This window comes from Aquimonas voraii, from assembly GCF_900101825.1.
Taxonomy (GTDB): Bacteria; Pseudomonadota; Gammaproteobacteria; order Xanthomonadales; family Xanthomonadaceae; genus Aquimonas; species Aquimonas voraii.
Genome location: NZ_FNAG01000006.1, coordinates 165,110 through 183,137 on the forward strand (window position 1 = coordinate 165,110; position 18,028 = coordinate 183,137).

Sequence of the window (18,028 nt, forward strand, 5' to 3'; positions counted from 1 at the left end):
TCCGGCCCCTGGCGCAGTGCGGCAGCGTCGATGGAGAACGCATATGCGCCCGGTCGCGGACGCCGAGCGCCCGTAGCGCCCGGCTCAGCGCCCGCCGCCGCTGCGCCAGATCGACCAGATCAACCAGGCCCCGCAGGCGCCGGCGCCGAGAAAGCCGAGCAGGCCGAACAGCGGCAGGCCGAGCAGGGTCGGCCCGCCGGAGACGGTCATCACGATCGAGGAGCCGATGATCAGCGCGGCGGTGACGACGCCGATGCTGAGCCGGTTGGCGGAGTGCTCGACCTGTTCGCCGAAGCGCTTCAGGCGGTCGACATCGATGTGCACGTTGAAGCGCCCGCGCCGCGCGGTCTGCAGCAGCTGGCGCAGCTCGCGCGGCATCGCCTGCAGCAGGGCCAGCGCATCGCCGGCGGCGCGCCAGCCGCGACGCGCCATCGCTCTCGGGTGGTAGCGCTTCAACACCGAGCGTTTCAGGAAAGGCGCCGCCTCGGCGGCCATGTCGAAGCCGGGGTCGAGCATGCGACCCATGCCTTCGAGGGTGACGAAGACCTTGATGACGAGCGCGAGGTCGGCCGGCAGCACCAGATGGTGATCGCGCAGCAGGGCCATCACCTCGCCCAGCAGACGACCGAACTGCAGCTCGCCCAGCGGCACGCCGTGGTAGCTGTCGATCAGCGCGTCGATGTCCTCGGCCAACGCGTCTTCGTCGAGCTCACCCTCTTCGGCCCAGGCCAGCAGCACCTCGACCACGGCGGCGGTGTCGCGCGCGACCAGGCCCTGCATCAGCTCGATCAGCTGGGCGCGGCGGCCCTCGGACAGCCGACCGACCATGCCGAAATCGATCAGGGCAAGCCGATCACCGTGCAGCCAGAACACGTTGCCGGCATGCGGATCGGCGTGGAAGAAGCCGTCCTCGAACATCATCTTCAGCACCGCCTGCGCGCCAAGCCGGGCGACGGCGGCGCGATCAGCACCGGCGGCATCCAGCGCCGCGCCATCGCTCAGCGGCACCCCCTCGATGTAGTCCTGCACGTTGACGCGCGTAGAGGTCAGCGGCCAATGCACGCGCGGCACCACGATGCGCGGCTCCGCGGCAAAGCTGGCGGCGATGCGCTCGGAGTGGCGCGCCTCGGCGGCGAGATCCAACTCGCGGCGCAGCGAGGACTTCAGCTGGCGCACCAGCGCCAGCGGCTGGTAGCGCCGCCACTCCGGCCACTCCGACTCGACCATGCGGGCGACGCGCTCCAGCAGGCGGGTGTCGGCGGCGACCGTGGCTTCGATGTCGGGGCGGCGGATCTTCACCACCACCGCACGGCCCTCGGGCAGGCGCGCGCGATGCACCTGGGCGATCGAGGCCGCGGCCAGCGGCGTGGTGTCGAACTCGGCGAACACGGTCTCAACCCCGCCGCCGATGTCCTGCTCCAGCTGCGGACGCAGCAGGGCGAAGTCGACCGCCGGCACCTGGTTCTGCAACTTGCCGAACTCGGCGATCCAGTCCGGCCCGAACAGATCGACGCGGGTGGCCAGCACCTGGCCCAACTTGACGAAGCAGGGCCCGAGCTCCTCCAGCACGCAGCGGATGCGCTGCTCGGGCTTCAAGGCGACCAGCGCCTCCAGATTCTGCGTCGGCAGCACCCGGCCGACCCGCTCCAGCGCGCTCAGCATGCCGAGCCGCCGCGCGACATCGCCGAAGCCATGCCGCACCAGCACGCCCGCCACTTCGTGCAGGCGGCCAAGATCGCGGGCAGCGGTGAGGGTTTCCCAGAGCATGGGCGGGAGTGTAGTGGAGTGCGGACGAACGATTGGCCGCCGGGTTCGCTAGGATCCGGGCTTCGCATCCCAGCGCATCGACCCGGCTCATGCCTCCCACCGGCGAACCTCGCCTCTCGCAGCAACTGCCGATCTGGGCGCTGAGCCTGATCTCGACGCTGCCGCTCGTCGCGATCGCGGCAGGTCAGGTCGAAGCAAGCACTTCCGCCGCGATGCTCGCGCTGGCGCCCCATGTGTTCGCTCGGGTCATCGCGGGCTTTCTTCCGGAGTGGTTCGACGCCGGCGGACGACCGTTCCGGTTCGCGGGCGGACTCGCGCAGTTACTCAGCGCCCTCGCGCTGGCCGGCGTTCACTACGAATGGCTCGCTCCTGCGTGGCTCATTCCTTCAGTCGCCGCGCTCGCCGTGTCCATCGTGCTGCAGGTGATCGGATGCGCGGTCGACTTTCGCGGGGGCCGCGCGTGGCAGCGAAACGGCGCGCTCGCTCCGTCTGCGGCGACTGGCGAGCATCAAGGCTGAGATCCCGGACGGCGGCACGACATGGGGTGGTTGGAGGCGCAGGGGTGTCGGAACGCCGCCGCCGGTGCCGTATCGCCGCTGTCATCCCAGCGGACTCCAGCCATGCCTCGCACCCTTGCTGTCTTGCTGCTGGCGCTCGCCAGCCTGCCCGCCGCCGCGGACACCTTCAGCGTCTCCAACATCGGTGACGACGGCGCAGGCTCGCTGCGCGCGGCCATCGTGGCCGCCAATGCCGCGGGCAGCGCCGGTGCGCCGCACCGCATCGAGTTCACCGCGGCCTTTCCGCTGAACGGCGAGATCGAGCTGTTCACGGCGCTGCCGCGGATCAACGTGGTTGCCGAGATCGACGGCAACGGCCGCGCGCCGGTGCTGCGGCCCTTCGATACGACGCAGGACCTGCGCCTGCTGGCGAGCTCGCGTGCGTTGACCCTGCGCCGCTTCACCCTGCAGCAGGGTCGTGCCGACAGCGGCGGCTGCCTGGCCTCGGATGGCGCCGGCGCCGGCGCCAACCTGGTGCTGGACCGCATGCGCTTTGCCGGCTGTCTGTCCGTGCAGGGCGGGACCACCAGCGCCGTCGGCGGCGCCGTCTCGTGGACGCCCACGGCCAGCGTGGGCGTGTTCGAGAGCGTGTTCGAGGCCAACGGCGCCGCCAATACCGGCACGGGCACCGGCTCGGGCGGCGCGCTGTCGGTGACGGGTCCGCTGCTGGTGCAGTCCTCGCGCTTCGTTGACAACCTTGCCAATGGTCGCTTCACCAGCGGCGCCGCCATCCGCTGGACGGGTCTGACGGCCTCGACGCTGGAGATCCGCGACAGCGTCTTCATCGGCAACCTCGCCCTGCCCGAGAGCGGCGGAGCCGGCTTTGGCGGCGCGCTGGCGGTGGACTGCCCGAGCTGCAGCGTGAGCGTGGTGCGCAGCTACTTCGGCGGCAACCGCGCGGGCTTTGCCGGGGCGATTTTCGTCCGCGGCAACAACGGCGAGGGGGCCGCCGATACCGTGCTGGAGAACACCAGCTTCGTCGACAACCGCGCGCTGGGCGACGGCGGTGCCCTCGGTACCCAGGGCGCCCGTCTGAGCGGGCGGCACCTCAGCTTCTTCGGCAACGAGTCGCCGACCCTGGGTGCGCACCTGACGACCTCGTCCACGCAGCTGGTCGAGTGGAGCAACTCCGCGATGGCCCCCAAACGCGCCGGCTCCGGCAATGCCTGCGCCATCAGCAGCGCGGCCGCCAGCACCCTGGGTACCCTGCTGGCGGCCGGCGACAACAGCTGCAGCATCGGGCTCACGGGGGCGAGCGCGGGCGTGGACTTCCAGGTGGTCGGCGTTGACGAAGCCGCCGTCATGCCGGTGCTGGCCTTCGATCCCTCCAGCCCCGCCGTCGATGGCGCCAACGCCGCGCGCTGCCTGCCCACTGACGCGCGTGGGGTGACGCGGCCGCAGGACGGCAACGGCGACGGCAACGCCGCCTGCGATGTCGGCGCCTTCGAGCTGCAGGCGATCGAGCTGTTCGCCGACGGCTTCGAGGACTGAGAGCCTGTGTCGTGCGAGGCGCTGCCGTCAGCGATCTGCGGCGTCGATGCCTGCGGTGGGCCAGGGCCCACCCTATGAACGCTTGCGCAAGGTGGCGACTCGCGCAGGTTGGGTCCCGGCCCACCGCGGCTCGACGCTGGCCTCACCGAAGGCCTTCGAGGGCAGTGTCGAGCTTCGCAGGCACGTTCACGCCTGCAGCGCTAAGATCCCGTCCATGCTGCGCCGCCTGCTCACCCTGCTGCTGATGCTCTGTCTCGCCACCGGCGCGGCGGCGCGCGGCTGTCCGATGGCGCTGGCGATGCAGGCGCAGGCCGGCGCTGACGCCTCGGCGCACGCCGCCATGCCGGACTGCCCGCATGCCCGCGCGGCCTCAGCCGCGGCGCTTGACGCGGAAGACGCCGGCGGCAGCCAGGCCAGCGCCGGCAAGACCGGCTGCGATCACTGCAAGCAGTGCCGCGTACAGGTCCCGCCGGTCGAATTCCTGAGCCTGCAAGCACCGCTGCCGCCGGTCCATGCGCCGCGCAGTCAGCGCAGCCTGTCGCCCGCGCCCTTCAGCGCGCCAAACCTGCGGCCTCCGATCTCCGACAGCCCAGCGCCACACGCCTGAGCCGCCGGGCCGCGCCCGGCCCCTGTTGCTGGAGATCTCCCATGTCCGCTGTTTCCCACGCGTCGCAGCGCCGCTGCGCCCTGCTGCTGGCCCTGCCGCTTTGCCTGTCAGCCCTCAGCCTGCCCGCCCTGCCGATTGCCAGCGCGCAGGACGCGCGGCCCTCGTCCGAACCCGCACACGCCGATCACTCCGATCACTCCGATCACTCCGATCACTCGGATCACTCGGATCACTCGGATCACGCCTCGCCTGCGCAGACCGCGCAGGCGCATGCCGGGCATGGGGAGCATGCCGGCCACGATGGGCACGCGCACGCGAGTCCCGCCGAATCCACGCCCGCGCTGCCTGTCGCGCCCGCCGCCGAGTCCCTGCCCGGCACTGGGACGGCGGCGCCCTCGCTCTACGTCTGCCCCATGCACCCGCAGATCACCAGCGAGACGCCGGGCAGCTGCCCGATCTGCGGCATGGACCTGGTCGCGCGCAGCCGCAGTGCCGCGCAGGCGGCCCCGGTCATCGAAGTCGACGCCGGCCTGCGTCAGGCCCTGGGCATCCGCACCGCTGAGGTCGACCGCCGCGTGCTGTCGCCGCGGGTGCGCGCACCGGCCGAGGTGGTGGCCGACGAACACCGCATCCGCCATGTGCATACGCGCGTCTCCGGCTGGGTCGAGGACCTGCGCGTGCACGCGCTCGGCGAACGCGTGCGTGCGGGCCAGGTGCTGATGGAGATCTACGCGCCGGATCTGGTCGCCGCCCAGGAGGACTACCTGATCGCCTTGCGCTCGGGCGGCGTCGGCTCGCGCGCCCAGCGTGCGGCGGCCGAGCGCCTGCGCCGGCTGGGGGTCGACGACGGCTTCATCGATGCGCTCAGCGAACGCGGCAGTTCGCTGCAGCGGGTGCCGGTGCGCGCGCCCGCCGAGGGCGTGGTGACGATGCTCGACGTGCGCCACGGCATGTTCATCGAACCCTCGACCATCGCGCTGGAGATCACCGATCTCAGCGAGGTCTGGGTCAGCGTGGCGGTGTTCCCCGAGGAGCTGGAGCGTCTGGGCAGCGGCACGATCTACGCGGCGCTGAACCTGCCCAACCAGCCGGACCGGATGTGGCGCGGCGAGGTGAGCTATGTGTACCCGAGCCAGGACGCTGTCACTCGCACCGTGCAGCTGCGCGTGCCGGTGCCCAACCGTCGCGGCCTGCTGCGGGTGGGCCAGTACATGGAGGCGCGGCTGCGCGGCGAGGAAGGCGAGCCGGTGCTGACGGTGCCCAGCGAAGCGGTGATCCGCACCGCCGACGGCGAGCGCGTGGTGATCGCGGAGGACGAGGGCCGCTTCCGCGTGGCGCAGGTGCATTCGGGCCTGCGCGTCGACGGCCGCACCCAGATCCTGCACGGGCTGAAGGAAGGCGAGCGGGTGGTGGTCTCGGCGCAGTTCCTGCTCGACTCCGAAGCCGCGCTGCGCGCGGGCCTGCAGCGACTGGAGGCGGGTCATGCGCATTGAGATCTCGACGGGTTGTTGCCCCGGGGTTCGCCCAGGAAGCAGAACCCTCGCCCGAACAGGTGTCAGCATCGGCCCTCGCCCCCCGGCCCTTTGTAGGAGCCTGCTTGCAGGCGACCGCAGCCTGCGCCCTGCGCTTGCTCTGGGTGTCGCGAGCAAGCGCGCTCCTACAGACAGCAGGCAAGCGGCTTGGCCCTCGCCGCAGCGCGCTCTGCGAATCCCGAATCCCCAATCCCGAATCCCGGCTGCACGAATCCCCAATCCCCAATCCCCAATCCCGGCTCTTGGGGCCCAGCCATGATCGCCGCCCTCATCCGCGCCTCGCTGGCCAATCGCGGTCTGGTGCTGCTGCTCTCGCTGCTGCTGACCCTGGCCGCACTGCAGGCCACGCGCACCCTGCCGGTCGATGCGATTCCCGATCTGTCCGACGTGCAGGTCACCGTGCGCACGGAGTGGCCCGGGCAGTCGCCGCAGCTGGTCGAGGACCAGATCACCTATCCGCTGGCCTCGCGCCTGCTGGCCGTGCCGGGTGCCCGCCATGTGCGCGGCTTCTCGATGACGGGCGACTCCTTCGTCTACGTGCTGTTCGAGGACGGAACGGATCCCTACTGGGCCCGCTCGCGGGTGCTGGAGTACCTGAGCCAGGCCCGTGCCGAGCTGCCCGACAGCGTCGAGCCCGCCTTGGGCCCGGATGCCAGCGGCGTCGGCTGGGTCTACCAGTACGCGCTGGTCGACCGCAGCGGCGGCCATGACCTGTCCGAGCTGCGCGCGCTGCAGGACTGGTTCCTGAAGCTCGAACTGCAGGCCCTGCCCGGCGTCTCCGAGGTCGCCACGGTCGGCGGCATGGAGCGCCAGTACCAGGCCATCATCGATCCGCTGCGCCTGCGCCAGTACGGCCTGCAGATCAACGACGTGGCGGCGCGGATCCGTGCCGCGGGCGCGGAGCGCGGCGGCTCGCTGATCGAGGTTGGCGAAGGCGAGATCAGCCTGCGCGGCGTCGGCTTTCTGCGGAAGCTCGAAGACCTGGCGCAGGTGCCGCTGGGCCCGCTGATGGACGGCGTACCGGTGCTGCTCGGCGATGTCGCCGAGATCCGCTTCGGCGCCGGCCCGCGCCAGGGCATGGCCGAACTCGACGGCGAGGGCGAGGTGGTCGGCGGCATCGTGGTGATGCGCGACGGTGGCAACGCGCGTGAGGTCATCCAGGCGGTCGAAGCACGGCTCGAGGCGCTGAAACCCGGCCTTCCCGAGGGCGTGGAGATCGTCACCACCTACGACCGCTCGGCCCTGATCGAGCGCGCGGTGGATCACCTCTCGACCAAGCTGGTCGAGGAGATCCTGGTGGTCGGCCTGGTCTGTCTGCTCTTCCTCGGCCACTTCCGCTCGGCCCTGGTGCCGGCCCTGCTGCTGCCGCTGGGTGTTCTCGCAGCGCTGGCGATCATGCGGCTGCAGGGCATCAACGCCAACATCATGTCGCTGGGCGGCATCGCGATCGCCATCGGCGCCATGGTCGATGCGGCGATCGTGCTGGTCGAGAACGCGCACAAGCGCATCGAGCATTTCCGCGACGACAGCGGACGCGAGCCGGACGAGCCCGAGCGCCTGAAGCTGGTCGCCGAAGCCTGCGTCGAAGTCGGACCCGCGGTGTTCGTGTCGCTGCTGATCATCGCGCTCAGCTTCCTGCCGGTGTTCCTGCTCGAAGCCCAGGAAGGCCGCATGTTCGAACCGCTGGCCTGGACCAAGACCTGGGCCATGCTGGCCGCCGCCGTGCTGGCGGTGACGCTCGGGCCGGTGCTGATGGCGCTGTGCGTGCGCGGACGCATCCGCGGCGAGCACGAGCAGATCCTCTCGCGCAGCCTGATCGCGCTGTACCGGCCGGTGCTGCGCGGCGTGCTGCGTGCGCCCTGGCTGACCGTGCTGCTGAGCCTCGTGATCGCGGCCAGCGCGCTGTATCCGCTGCGCCAGCTCGGCAGCGAGTTCATGCCGCAGCTGGAAGAGGGCGACCTGATGTACATGCCCACCACCCTGCCCGAGCTTTCGCCCGGCAAGGCGCAGGAGCTGCTGCAGCAGACCAGCCGGCTGATCCGGCAGACGCCCGAGGTCGAAACCGTGTTCGGCAAGATCGGCCGCGCCGACAGCGCCACCGATCCCGCACCGCTGTCGATGATCGAGACCACGATCCGCCTGAAGCCCGAGTCCGAGTGGCGCGAAGGCTTCAGCATCGAGGACCTGATCGCCGAGCTCGATGCGCGCCTGCGCATTCCCGGCGTCACCAATGCCTGGGTGCAGCCGATCCGCACGCGCATCGACATGCAGTCGACCGGCCTGCGCACGCCGCTGGGCGTGCGTCTTGCCGGCGATGATCTGCAGCAGCTGACCGCCTTGGCCACCGAAGTGGAAGCCGCGCTGGCCGACGTGCCGGGCATCCGCTCGGCCTTCGCCGATCGCGGCGCTGCGGCGCGCAGCCTGGAGATCCGCCCGCGCCGCGAAGACCTCGCCCGCTACGGCGTCGAGATGGAGGCCTTCATGGCCTGGCTGGGTGAAGCCATCGGCGGCGCACCGATCGCCACCGCCTACGAGGGCCGGCGGCGCTTTCCGGTGGCGATGCGCCTGCCGCAGGACGTGCGCGACACGCCCGAAGCGCTGGCCGAGCTCGGCGTGGTGACCCCGTCCGGCGCGCAGGTGCCGCTGGGCCGGCTGGCCGACATCGAGCTGGTCGAGGCGCCGGCGATGATCCGCAGCGAGAACGCGCGCCTGACTGCGTGGGTGTTCGTCGACACCGACACCCGTGACCTGGTCGGCACCATGCGCGCGGCCGATGCGGCGCTCGCCGAGCGCGTTCAGCTGCCGCCGGGCGTGAGCCTTGGGTGGACCGGCCAGTACGAGAGCCTGCTGCGCGCCAGCGAGCGTCTGAGCCTCGCCATTCCAGCCGCGCTCGGCATCATCCTGGTGCTGCTCTACCTCGTGTTCCGGCGCTGGCCCGATGCGCTGATCGTGCTGCTGACCGCGCCGCTGTCGGTGGTCGGCGGGCTGTGGCTGCTGTGGGGCCTCGACTACGCGCTGTCGGTGGCGGTGGTGGTCGGCTTCCTCGCCCTGTTCGGCGTGGCCGCCGAGTTCGGCGTGGTGATGCTGCTGTATCTGGCGCAGGCCGTGGAGCGCGCACGCGCCACCGGCCGCATGAACACCCTGCGCGAGCTCGATGCGGCGCTGGAGGAAGGCGCCGTGCAGCGCGTACGCCCGAAGGCGATGACCGTGCTGACCCTGCTGGTCGGCCTCACCCCGATCCTGCTCAGCGACGGCGCTGGTGCCGCGACCATGCAGCGCATCGCCGCGCCCATGCTCGGCGGCATGCTCAGCGCGCCGCTGCTGTCGCTGCTGCTGATCCCGGCGATCTACCGGATCTGGCTGGGGTGGAAGCTGCGGGGCTGAGGAGCGGGGATTGGGGATTGGGGATTCGCGGGCGCCGTGCATGCGGTGCCCGCGAATCGCCGCATAGGGTGGGCCCTGGCCCACCGTGGCCTGGAGACTCGCGCCGGTGTCGCGTGTCCCGGCGCCGGGACTTGCCCCGGTGTCGCGTGTCCCGCCCGGTGCGGGTCCATCGATGCGGCCGACACCGCCGCGGCCATCGCCTGCGCCCTTGCTCTGGCGTGAGCGCCGTGGCGCCACGGGCGCCGGGCGTCGATGGCCGGGGCGCGCGTGACGCCAACCTTGGCCGACGCCCTGCCTATGGCGAGGTGGAACTCGCGGGCCAGGCGATCTCCACCCGCAGGCCTTGCCCCTCGCGTCCGGCACCCAGGTTCAACTGCCCGCCCGAGAGCTCGACCACGCGGGCCACGATCGACAGGCCAAGCCCGCTGCCGTCGGCGCGCGTGCCGGGCGGGCGGTAGAAGGGGTCGAGCACGCGCGCACGCTCGTCGGGGGGCAGGCCGGGGCCGGCGTCTTCAACGGCAAGGCGCACGTGGTTGCCACTCTGAACGACTTCGATCCTCACCCGCGCCGGCCGGCCGCCGTGGCGCAGGGCGTTGTCGACCAGATTGCGCAGCAAGAGCTGCAGCTGATCGCGATCGATGGTGATCGCGCAGCCCGGCGCGGCGATGAGCTCCAGCTCGTCGTCGTTGGCAAGGCCGGAGTCGATCCATTCGGCCAGCCAGCCCGGCAGCTGTGCGGACAGTTCGACCCGCTCGCTGCGCGGTGCCGGCGCGCCGGGGCCGAGGCGGCTGAGTGTCAGCAGCTGAGCCACGCCACGCTCCAGCCTGGCCTGGCCGCGCTGGATCTGCGACAGTGCGCGCGCCCGCGCCGCCTCGTCTTCCGCCTCGATCAGGTTGGACAGATGCAGGCGCATACCGGCGACCGGAGTGCGCAACTCGTGCGCCGCCTCGTCGATGAAGCGGCGCTCGCGGCGCAGGGTTTCATCGACGCGGCCCAACAGGTCATTGATGGCGTCCACCAGGCCGTGGATCTCCACCGGAACCCGCGTACGCTCGATCGGCTGAAGGCGGTCGCCCGCCTGGGCCGATACCGCGCGGGCGATGCGCCGCAGCGATCGGCTGCCCATGCGCACGGCCGCACCGATCAGCAGTGCCAGCAGGGGCAGTTCCAAGACCAGCGGCCAGGCCATGCCGCGCGCGATCTCGGTGCTGATATGGCTGCGGACCTGGAGCGGCTCCAGGCCGAGCACGCGCAGGCCCTCGGGGCCGTCGAGACGGAAGCTGCGCCAGACGCGGTCGCCCTCGCGGACTTCGCCGAAGCCCTCGAGCGCCGCCTCGCGATCCAGCGCCGGCGCGTCCTGCGAGCGCAGCAGGAGGCGCTCACCGCGCCAGAGGTAATAGCGGCGCAGGCGCTCGTAGGCGTGACCGCGCGCGCCCGTGGCCGCGGCACCCAACTGGTCCATCGCGCCCTGCCAGGCCGGCAGCTCCTGTGGCGGAGCGCGCTCTCCGCTGTCCTGCAGCAGGCCCTGCGCCAGCACCGCCAGGCCGCGCACCGACTGCGACAGCTCGGCGTCCAGCAGCTCATCGACCTCAACCCGCGCCGCGCGCCAGCTGACCCAGGTGCTGAGCGCGCCGGCTGCGGTGGTGGCGAGCAGCAGGCCGGCCAGCAGCGGCTTCCACAGCGTCCTCATGTGGGCGCCAGCAGGCGGTAGCCGATGCCGCGCACGGTGCCGATACGCTCCGCGCCCAGCTTGCGTCGCAGATGGTGGATCAGCACCTCCAGCGTGTTGCTGCTCACGTCCTCGTCCCAACCGTACAGGCGCTGCTGCAGCAGCTCGCGCGAGACCACCCGGCCGTTGGCCTCGACCAGCGAATGCAACAGCGCGAACTCGCGACGCGGCAGGTCGAGCAGCTGGCCATCGAGCCGGGCCTCGAAGCGCACCGGATCGAGCTCGATACCGGCGAACGCCAGCTGCATGCGCGGCGCAGCCTCGCGCCGGCGCAGCAGGGCCCGCAGCCGGGCCAGCAGCTCGGCCGGATCGAAGGGCTTGGCGAGGAAGTCATCGGCGCCGCCGTCCAGCGCTTCGACGCGATGGGCCACCGCATCGCGCGCGGTCAGCACCAGCACCGGCAGCGCCGCACCCGCCGCACGCGCCTGGCGGATCACCCGCTGGCCGTCGAGCCGGGGCAGGCCCAGATCAAGCACCGCGATGTCGAAGCCACCGTCGCGCAGGGCGTCGAGCGCGTGCTGACCGTCCTGCAGCCAGTCGACGGTGTAGCCGGCGCGCCGCAGGGCTTCCTGCAGGCCCTCGCCAAGCAGGGTGTCGTCTTCGATCAGCAAGAGGCGCATGGGGGCTCCGTGGTGGGCGCGGTGGACACTGTAATCGCAGCGCGGTCATGGGGTGGGCTCCGGCCCACCGTGGCATGGAGGCTCGGCCCGGTCGGGTCGATGCGCGGTGTCGAGGACGGAGGCGCAGGTGGCGTTGGTTGGGGATGACCGGCGCCAGAGCGGAGCTCATGGTGGGCCAGGGCCCACCCTATGCGGTGCTCGCGCGCCGCCCGCCGCGCAAGGCCGCTTCGAATCCCGAATCCCGAATCCCGGCTGCGCAAGCCAATCTCCTACCCGAAGCCACGGGCATCGCGGATGGCAGCGCGTCGCCGTGCCTGTCGAACATGTGCGCATGCCGAACTATCGACGCCCGCGGATACCCGGCGCGACTTCGTTCTTCACGGTGAACCTGTGGAATCGCGAGGCGCGCCTGCTGGTAGAGAACATCGAGGCCCTGCGCGCGGCATTCCGCGAGACGCGTCGAGTGCTGCCGTTCACGCCCATCGCGATGGTGGTGCTGCCGGATCATCTGCACTGCCTGTGGGCGCTGCCCGAGGGCGACTGCAACAGCGCCGCGCGCTGGCAGCGGATCAAGAGCGGGTTCTCGCGCGCCGTGCCCGAGGGTGAGCTGCGCAGCGCCAGCCGGGCGTCGAGCCGCGAGCGCGGGCTCTGGCAGCGGCGCTACTTCGAGCGGGTCATCGTCGATACGCTCGACCTGCGCGCGCACATCAACTACATCCACTACAACCCGGTCAAACACGGCCATGTGCAGCGCGCGATCGACTGGCCGCATTCGAGCTTCCATCGCTACGTGGAGCGCGGATGGCTGGCGCCCGATTGGGGCACGTCCCTGGCGGCCTTTCATCACGCCCTGGGCGAAGCGCGCCCGTGACCGGCAGCGACATCGAATTCGCTTCGGGTGGGCCCTGACCCGCCACGCAAGGGACGCTCGCCCCGGCTTTTCGATGCGCCTTTTCGAAGACCGTGGTCTGGGTGGCTTGGGGTCGGAACGAGCGGGGCCAGAGTGGAGCTCATGGTGGGCCAGGGCCCACCCTCTGCAGGTGTTGCAAGGCGGCCCGCCGTGCAAGGCGGCTTCGATTCCGCTCTCCGATTCCGCTTTCCCATTCCTGCGCAAGCCGCCAAGCCACACCCACAAGCCGACCTCATCACGCACTCCAAGCACGCGGGCGCCGGATGCGAAGCGGAAGCCCATAGGGTGGGCCCTGGCCCACCGTGGCATGGAGGCTCGCCCCGGTTCGTCGATTCACGATGTCGGTGGTCTCGGAACGGAAGGCCTCGGGTCGCGATGACCGGTGCCAGAGCGGGGCTCATGGTGGGCCAGGGCCCACCCTATGCAGGTGTCGCAAGCCAGTCCGCCGCGCAAGGCGGCTTCGAATCCCGAATCCCGAATCCCGAATCCCGAATCCCGAATCCCGAATCCCGAATCCCCACCCTCAACCCCGCAGCTCCTCCTGCGCCTTGGCCAAGCCGGCCTCGATCTCGGCGCGGCGACCCGCGTCGGCGCTTTCGCGGCCGGGACGCGGTGGGGCCGACAGGGCTTTCTGGAAGGCCTGCACGGCGCCGGCGTAGTCCTCCTGATCGAGCAGGAAATCGCCCCAGAAGTAGTTGGCGTCGATGCCGTCGGGTGCGATCGACAGGCCCTGCTGCAACAGCTCGCGCGCCTTGTCTTCGTCACCGAAACCGATCGGCCAGCCGGGCACCTGGTAGTAGAGGCTGCCAAGGCTGGTGTAGGCCGAACCATCGAGCACCTGACCGTCCTTCTCGATCACCGCCTCGAACTCCTTGCGCGCCTGCTTGCACAGGCTGAGCGCGCCCAGGCCGCCCTGCGCGCCGGCTTCGCTGGCCAGCACGATGCCTTTCCAGACCTGCAGACGGAGGTCGTCCGGCGTGCGCTGCTGGGCCCGGCCGATCTCGTTCACCAGTGCATCAAAAGCCTTGACGCGTTCAGCCTCCGGAAGCTGATAGCGGATCTCGGCCCAGCGGGCCTGGATGCCCGTCAGCGGGTCGAGGGCGTCGACCGCGGCGGTCGCCACGGGGGCATTCGCGCTGTCGTCGGCGCGGGCAGGCTCAAGGCCCACCAGCCCGCCCAGCGCGGCAATCGACAGGGCGAGGGCAAGAGCGCTGCGCGTCAGGGACGCAGGCGAACGCGTCGGCGCCACGCGCGTGGCGCTGGAAAAGAGGCGGATCGGCTTCATGGGGTCACTCCTGGGTTCGAGGGTGTGGCGGAGCTTGGGGCGCGATAGGACGCAGGGGTGGGGCCGGCGCCCAGTCGGTGCTCGGGTCGCTTGAGCGCTGCACGGGCCGTGGCACCCGTGTCCGACGCCGGCGGGGTTGCGCCCGCAATGAACGGGGCCGCCGCAGTGGCCGCGCCGGCGGGCGAGCGCGCCGCATGCGTGCGCACCACCGGCAGCGCCGAACGCAGACCGCGATCCACCAGCGTGGGAAGAGCGCCGTTGAGCCAGGCGAAAAGCTTCTCCGGCCAACCCAGCTGCCGCCGGCGCGTACCGGCGCGCAGGGCGTGGACGATCTGCGCGGCGACCTCGTCAACGGCATCGACGTGGGTCTTCAGCGCTTTGTTCAAGGCCACGACATTCGGTGGATTGAAGGCCGTATCGGTGGCGCGCGGGGCGATCCACTGGGCGACGAGGCCCGTGTCGGCATGCTCGCGGCCCAGCGCCTCGATGAAGCCGCGCAGGGCGAACTTCGATGCGCTGTAGGCAGCAAAGCCCGGATGCGCGAGGCTGCCGAAGGTCGAGCCCACCGCCAGCACGCGCGCCTCGGGTCGCTGCAGCAGGGCCGGCAGCAGGGCCTGGGTGAGCGCCATGGGCGCCAACACATTGGTCTGGAACAGGGCCTCGCGCTCGCTGGCCTCGCTGTCGGCGAACAGGCCGAAGCTGCCCAGCGCGGCGGCGTGAATCAGGGCGTCGGGTGCGCTCGCCACCTCGGCGATACGTGCGCGGTCACGCGGGCAGTTGATGTCGGCGACCAGCGGCTGCAGCCGACCGGGCCGGCCCGCAACGCGCTGACGCAGCGCCTCCAGCGCCGCCGGTCGGCGGCCGATGGCGATGACCTGCGCGCCTTCGGCGCAGAGTTCCAGCGCCAGTGCGCTGCCGATGCCGCCGGTGGCGCCGGTCAGTACCACGGTCTTGCCATTGAGCTCCATCACGCCGCCTCCGCCAGCTGGGCGCCGGCGTCGATGCTGCGGAAGATGTCGGCGTAGAGACGATAGAAGCGGCGCGCGGCGTGCACGATCACGGCCTGCTCGGCGGGGTCCTCGATGCGATCCATCAGACGCTCGTAGAAGCCGGCGTGCTCGATATCGAGGTCGCCGTGCGAACGCAGGTAGGTGAAGGCCGTGCGCGGCAGGCCGAGGCTCTGTTCGATCGCTTCGGCCGCGCGCGTGGCCAGCGCCACGCTGGTGCCTTCAAGCACCAGCACCATGCCGAAGAAGCTGAGCGGCGAGACCCGCGCGATGCTGTCGTAGGCGTAGGCCACCATCAGTTCGGTGGCGTGCAGCGGCGTGCTGGCCGCCCAGCGGGCGCGGTCCTCGCCCAGGGCTTCGAGGTCGTCGAGGATCCACTCCTCGTGACCGATCTCCTCTTCGATGTACTCGGCCACGGCGCGACGCAGCCATTCGTGGCTGGCCGGCAGGCGCGCGCCGCAGGCCATCAGCAGGGGCACGGTGTGGCGCACGTGTTGATAGGCCTGGCCGAGGAAGGCGGCGTATTCCTCGCGGCCGATGCGGCCGGCGAGCGCGCGCTGGACGATCGGCAGGCTCTGCAGTTCGGCGCGCTCGCGGCTGGTTTCGGCGAGCAGTCGGGCGTGGAAACTCATGCGGGGATCTCCTGGGGGCGAGAGGTGCGGTTCATCGTTGGACTGGCGTCAATCAGGGCGGCGTCCGGTCCCTGCGCGCGTCGCGCGGCGATGGCCGCGGCGTAGTGGGCAAGCACGGCGGCGCGACGTGGGCGGCCATTGGCGGTGAGCAGTCCGGCTTCGATCGAGAGCGGCGCGGGCAGTCGCAGCGCGCCGCCGATGCGCGCGTAGTCGGGCAGGCCCGCGTTGACGCGCTGGATCACGCGCGCGAGCTCGGCCTCGCTGATGGCTGGATCGCGCGGCCAGATCAGGGCGAGGTTCCAGGGTTCGGCTTCACCGACCACCACCGCCTGGGCGATCGCAGCCTCAGCCAACAGTTCGCCCTCGACCCAGGCCGGCGCCACGTTGCGGCCGTAGCTGGTGATGAACATCTCGCGCAGACGGCCCTCGATATGCACGCGCCCTTCGGCGTCGATGGCACCGAGATCGCCGGTGCGCAGCGGGCCCGGCGGCAGTGCCGGCTCACCGAGGTAGCCGAGGAAGCGCGGGCCGTCCACGCACAGCTCGCCGTTGTCAGCGACGCTGAGCCGCAGGTGCGGCAGCGGCCGGCCGACGCTGCCGGGCGTCACATCACCCCGGCGATTCAGGCAGACCACCGAGCCGGCTTCGCTGAGCCCATAGCCCTCGAAGACGGTGAGCCCGGCGGCGGCCGCGCGCTGCAGCAGTCGCGGCGCGACGCGGGCGCCGCCGACGGCGATCAGGCGCGGCGGCTGCGGCAGGGCGCCATCGGCGGCGATCGCCAGCAGCAGGCCATCCAGCAGCTGCGGGACCAGGATCAGGCTGTGCGGCTGCACGTCGGCCAGCACCGCGCGCAGGCGCCGCGGATCGAGCCCGGCCGCACCGCTGTAGCCGAGCTCCGACAGGCCGCGCAGTTCGACGCGGCCGCCGACGAACAGCGCGGCATAGGCGCCGACGGTTTCCAGCAGGGTCGACAGCGGCAGCGCGCAGAGATGGTGACGCGGCGCCAGCGCGTCGAAGGCTTCACCCAGCGAGCCTGCGACCTGGGCCAGGTGTTCAGCAGAAAGGCACACGCCCTTGGGCGCGCCGGTACTGCCGCTGGTGTAGGTGATGCAGGCGGTGCCCGACGGCAGCGCGACAGCCTCTGCCGGCGCGGCGCGACGCCAGAGCGACAGGCCCGGCCACGGTGCGGAAGCTTCGCAGCGCCAGCGGGCATCGGGTGCCGGCGCGCCCTGCGGCAGCAGCAGCATCCGCGCACCGCTCTGGTCCAGCGCGTGCCGGCACTGCGCGGCCGTGAAGTAGGGCGGCAGGGCCAGTGCGGCGACATCGGCCGCCTGCGCCGCAAGCTCGACCAGCAGGGCCGGCACGCCGTTGTCGAGCCGGCTGGCGAGCACGGGCCCCTCGATGCGCAGGGCGTAGAGCAGGCCGGTCAGCACGTCCGGCAGCTCACCGAAGCGCAGCGCCCAGTGGCCGTCCTTGAGCGCCAGGGCCTGCGGCTGCGCGCGGGCGGCATCGAGCACGCGGGCGTACAGGGCATTGTGGATGGGCGGACGGCTCATGCCGGTGCCTCGCAGCCCAGCGCGGCGCGCGCGACGACGGGGACGTCGCGCGCGGGCTTCGACGCGGCGTATTCACCGACGCCCACGCGAGCGCCTTCGAGATCCCCGAACAGCACTTCCGGGTCGGTTTCGTAATAGCGCCCCCAGGCTTCGCCCTCGGAACCCAGGGCCTCGGCCTGCGCCCGGCACAGGAAGCGCGGGTCCAGACCCAGGCGGGCGAAGGCATTGCGCAGCTGGCGGGTGGCGGCGAACAGGGTCCAGCGCAGGCCGGCGCCGCGCAGCAGGGGGATCAGGGCGAGGATCAGCGCGCGCGCCGCACCCGGCGTGGCGGCGGCGAAGTTGCCGATCTCCACCACCTCCGCACGCGGCGGCGCGTGGCCCAGACGCTCGGCCAGCACGCGCTCGACCGGCGCGCCGAGGTAGCGCTCGACGAACAGCGGACCTTCGATGGCGCAGCGCAGGCCCACCGCGGCGAGCAGTTCACCGTCGGCGTCGCGGAACGCCAGCAGATGCGGCATCAGCGCCGGCGGCCGCGCGTCGAAACGCGCGGCATAGATCGCGTGGATGAAGGCCTCGACCTCGGCGCGCTGCGGATGCGCACGGTCGATGCAGTCGGCATGGCGGAAGGCGCGAGCGCCCTGGGGGGAGGTGTCCATGGCGCAGAGCCTGCGCGCCGAAGCTTGGGCCAAGCTTGTGGCGGCGTTAAACCGGCGTTCGCGGCGGGTTAGGGATTCGCTGCATGGGCTGGGTGCTCGGCGCATGGCGCACAGGCCGGTGCGCCCAGGGCACGGGATTGGGGATTCGGGATTCGGGATTCGAAAGAGCGAGCGGCCGCGGTTCGCCGTGCATGCCCGAACACCGCATAGGGTGGGCCCTGGCCCACCATGAGCTCGACACCCGCCGCGCAGAGGGTCTTCGACGGGGCAAGGCCGGCTATCCGGGTACGCCTCC

General features: G+C 71.5%; 14 protein-coding genes. 6 read left to right on the forward strand and 8 right to left on the reverse strand.

Translation table 11 applies throughout. The features are described 5' to 3' along the window. Positions 1–84 precede the first annotated feature (84 nt). Complete coding sequence (locus BLP83_RS11530; protein WP_091242811.1) at positions 85–1,767, reverse strand: ABC1 kinase family protein; 1,683 nt, start codon at positions 1,765–1,767, stop codon at positions 85–87. Positions 1,768–1,856: 89 nt separating this feature from the next. Here BLP83_RS11530 and BLP83_RS11535 point away from each other — a divergent pair, with 89 nt between their 5' ends. The 5 genes from BLP83_RS11535 (at position 1,857) to BLP83_RS11555 (ending at position 9,338) form a co-directional block, all read left to right on the forward strand. Then, complete coding sequence (locus BLP83_RS11535; RefSeq protein ID WP_091242814.1) at positions 1,857–2,285, forward strand: hypothetical protein; 429 nt, start codon at positions 1,857–1,859, stop codon at positions 2,283–2,285. Positions 2,286–2,387: 102 nt separating this feature from the next. Then, positions 2,388–3,815, forward strand: a complete 1,428-nt coding sequence (locus tag BLP83_RS11540) for a choice-of-anchor Q domain-containing protein (protein ID WP_091242817.1) — start codon at positions 2,388–2,390, stop codon at positions 3,813–3,815. A gap of 214 nt (positions 3,816–4,029) precedes the next feature. After that, positions 4,030–4,422, forward strand: a complete 393-nt coding sequence (locus BLP83_RS11545; RefSeq protein WP_091242820.1) for a hypothetical protein — start codon at positions 4,030–4,032, stop codon at positions 4,420–4,422. Positions 4,423–4,463: 41 nt separating this feature from the next. Continuing rightward, positions 4,464–5,915, forward strand: a complete 1,452-nt coding sequence (locus tag BLP83_RS11550; protein ID WP_091242821.1) for an efflux RND transporter periplasmic adaptor subunit — start codon at positions 4,464–4,466, stop codon at positions 5,913–5,915. Between the two features lie 294 nt (positions 5,916–6,209). Further along, a complete protein-coding gene (locus BLP83_RS11555; RefSeq protein ID WP_091242824.1) occupies positions 6,210–9,338 on the forward strand; it encodes an efflux RND transporter permease subunit in 3,129 nt (1,042 codons plus the stop codon). A gap of 295 nt (positions 9,339–9,633) precedes the next feature. Here the strand turns inward: BLP83_RS11555 and BLP83_RS11560 are convergent, their stop codons facing one another. Together BLP83_RS11560 and BLP83_RS11565 are read right to left on the reverse strand one after the other, a co-directional pair. Further along, positions 9,634–11,028 carry a sensor histidine kinase gene (locus tag BLP83_RS11560; protein ID WP_091242827.1) on the reverse strand — a complete coding sequence of 465 codons (1,395 nt, stop codon included), beginning with the start codon at positions 11,026–11,028 and terminating at the stop codon, positions 9,634–9,636. Beyond that, positions 11,025–11,687 (reverse strand): response regulator, encoded by a 663-nt coding sequence (locus BLP83_RS11565; RefSeq protein ID WP_091242830.1) that lies wholly within the window; start codon positions 11,685–11,687, stop codon positions 11,025–11,027. The genes BLP83_RS11560 and BLP83_RS11565 overlap by 4 nt, the downstream gene beginning before the upstream one ends. Positions 11,688–11,997: 310 nt before the next feature. Between BLP83_RS11565 and BLP83_RS11570 the strand changes: the two genes are divergently transcribed. Then, positions 11,998–12,558 (forward strand): REP-associated tyrosine transposase, encoded by a 561-nt coding sequence (locus tag BLP83_RS11570; protein WP_245680029.1) that lies wholly within the window; start codon positions 11,998–12,000, stop codon positions 12,556–12,558. A 562-nt stretch (positions 12,559–13,120) separates the two neighbouring features. On the opposite strand, the gene BLP83_RS19090 is transcribed toward BLP83_RS11570, so the two are convergent. From BLP83_RS19090 to BLP83_RS18720, 5 genes are read right to left on the reverse strand one after another with little or no spacing between them, the layout of a single operon-like run. Then, on the reverse strand, positions 13,121–13,882 hold the full coding sequence (locus BLP83_RS19090; protein WP_245680030.1) for a tetratricopeptide repeat protein: 762 nt from the start codon (positions 13,880–13,882) through the stop codon (positions 13,121–13,123). Beyond that, positions 13,879–14,850 (reverse strand): SDR family oxidoreductase, encoded by a 972-nt coding sequence (locus BLP83_RS11580; RefSeq protein ID WP_091242832.1) that lies wholly within the window; start codon positions 14,848–14,850, stop codon positions 13,879–13,881. Before BLP83_RS11580 ends, BLP83_RS19090 begins: the two co-directional genes overlap by 4 nt. Beyond that, positions 14,850–15,521 carry an iron-containing redox enzyme family protein gene (locus tag BLP83_RS11585; protein ID WP_091242834.1) on the reverse strand — a complete coding sequence of 224 codons (672 nt, stop codon included), beginning with the start codon at positions 15,519–15,521 and terminating at the stop codon, positions 14,850–14,852. The genes BLP83_RS11580 and BLP83_RS11585 overlap by 1 nt, the downstream gene beginning before the upstream one ends. After that, on the reverse strand, positions 15,518–17,077 hold the full coding sequence (locus BLP83_RS11590; protein WP_091242837.1) for an AMP-binding protein: 1,560 nt from the start codon (positions 17,075–17,077) through the stop codon (positions 15,518–15,520). The genes BLP83_RS11585 and BLP83_RS11590 overlap by 4 nt, the downstream gene beginning before the upstream one ends. Further along, a complete protein-coding gene (locus BLP83_RS18720; protein WP_176764161.1) occupies positions 17,074–17,733 on the reverse strand; it encodes a thermostable hemolysin in 660 nt (219 codons plus the stop codon). Before BLP83_RS18720 ends, BLP83_RS11590 begins: the two co-directional genes overlap by 4 nt. Positions 17,734–18,028: the final 295 nt, after the last annotated feature.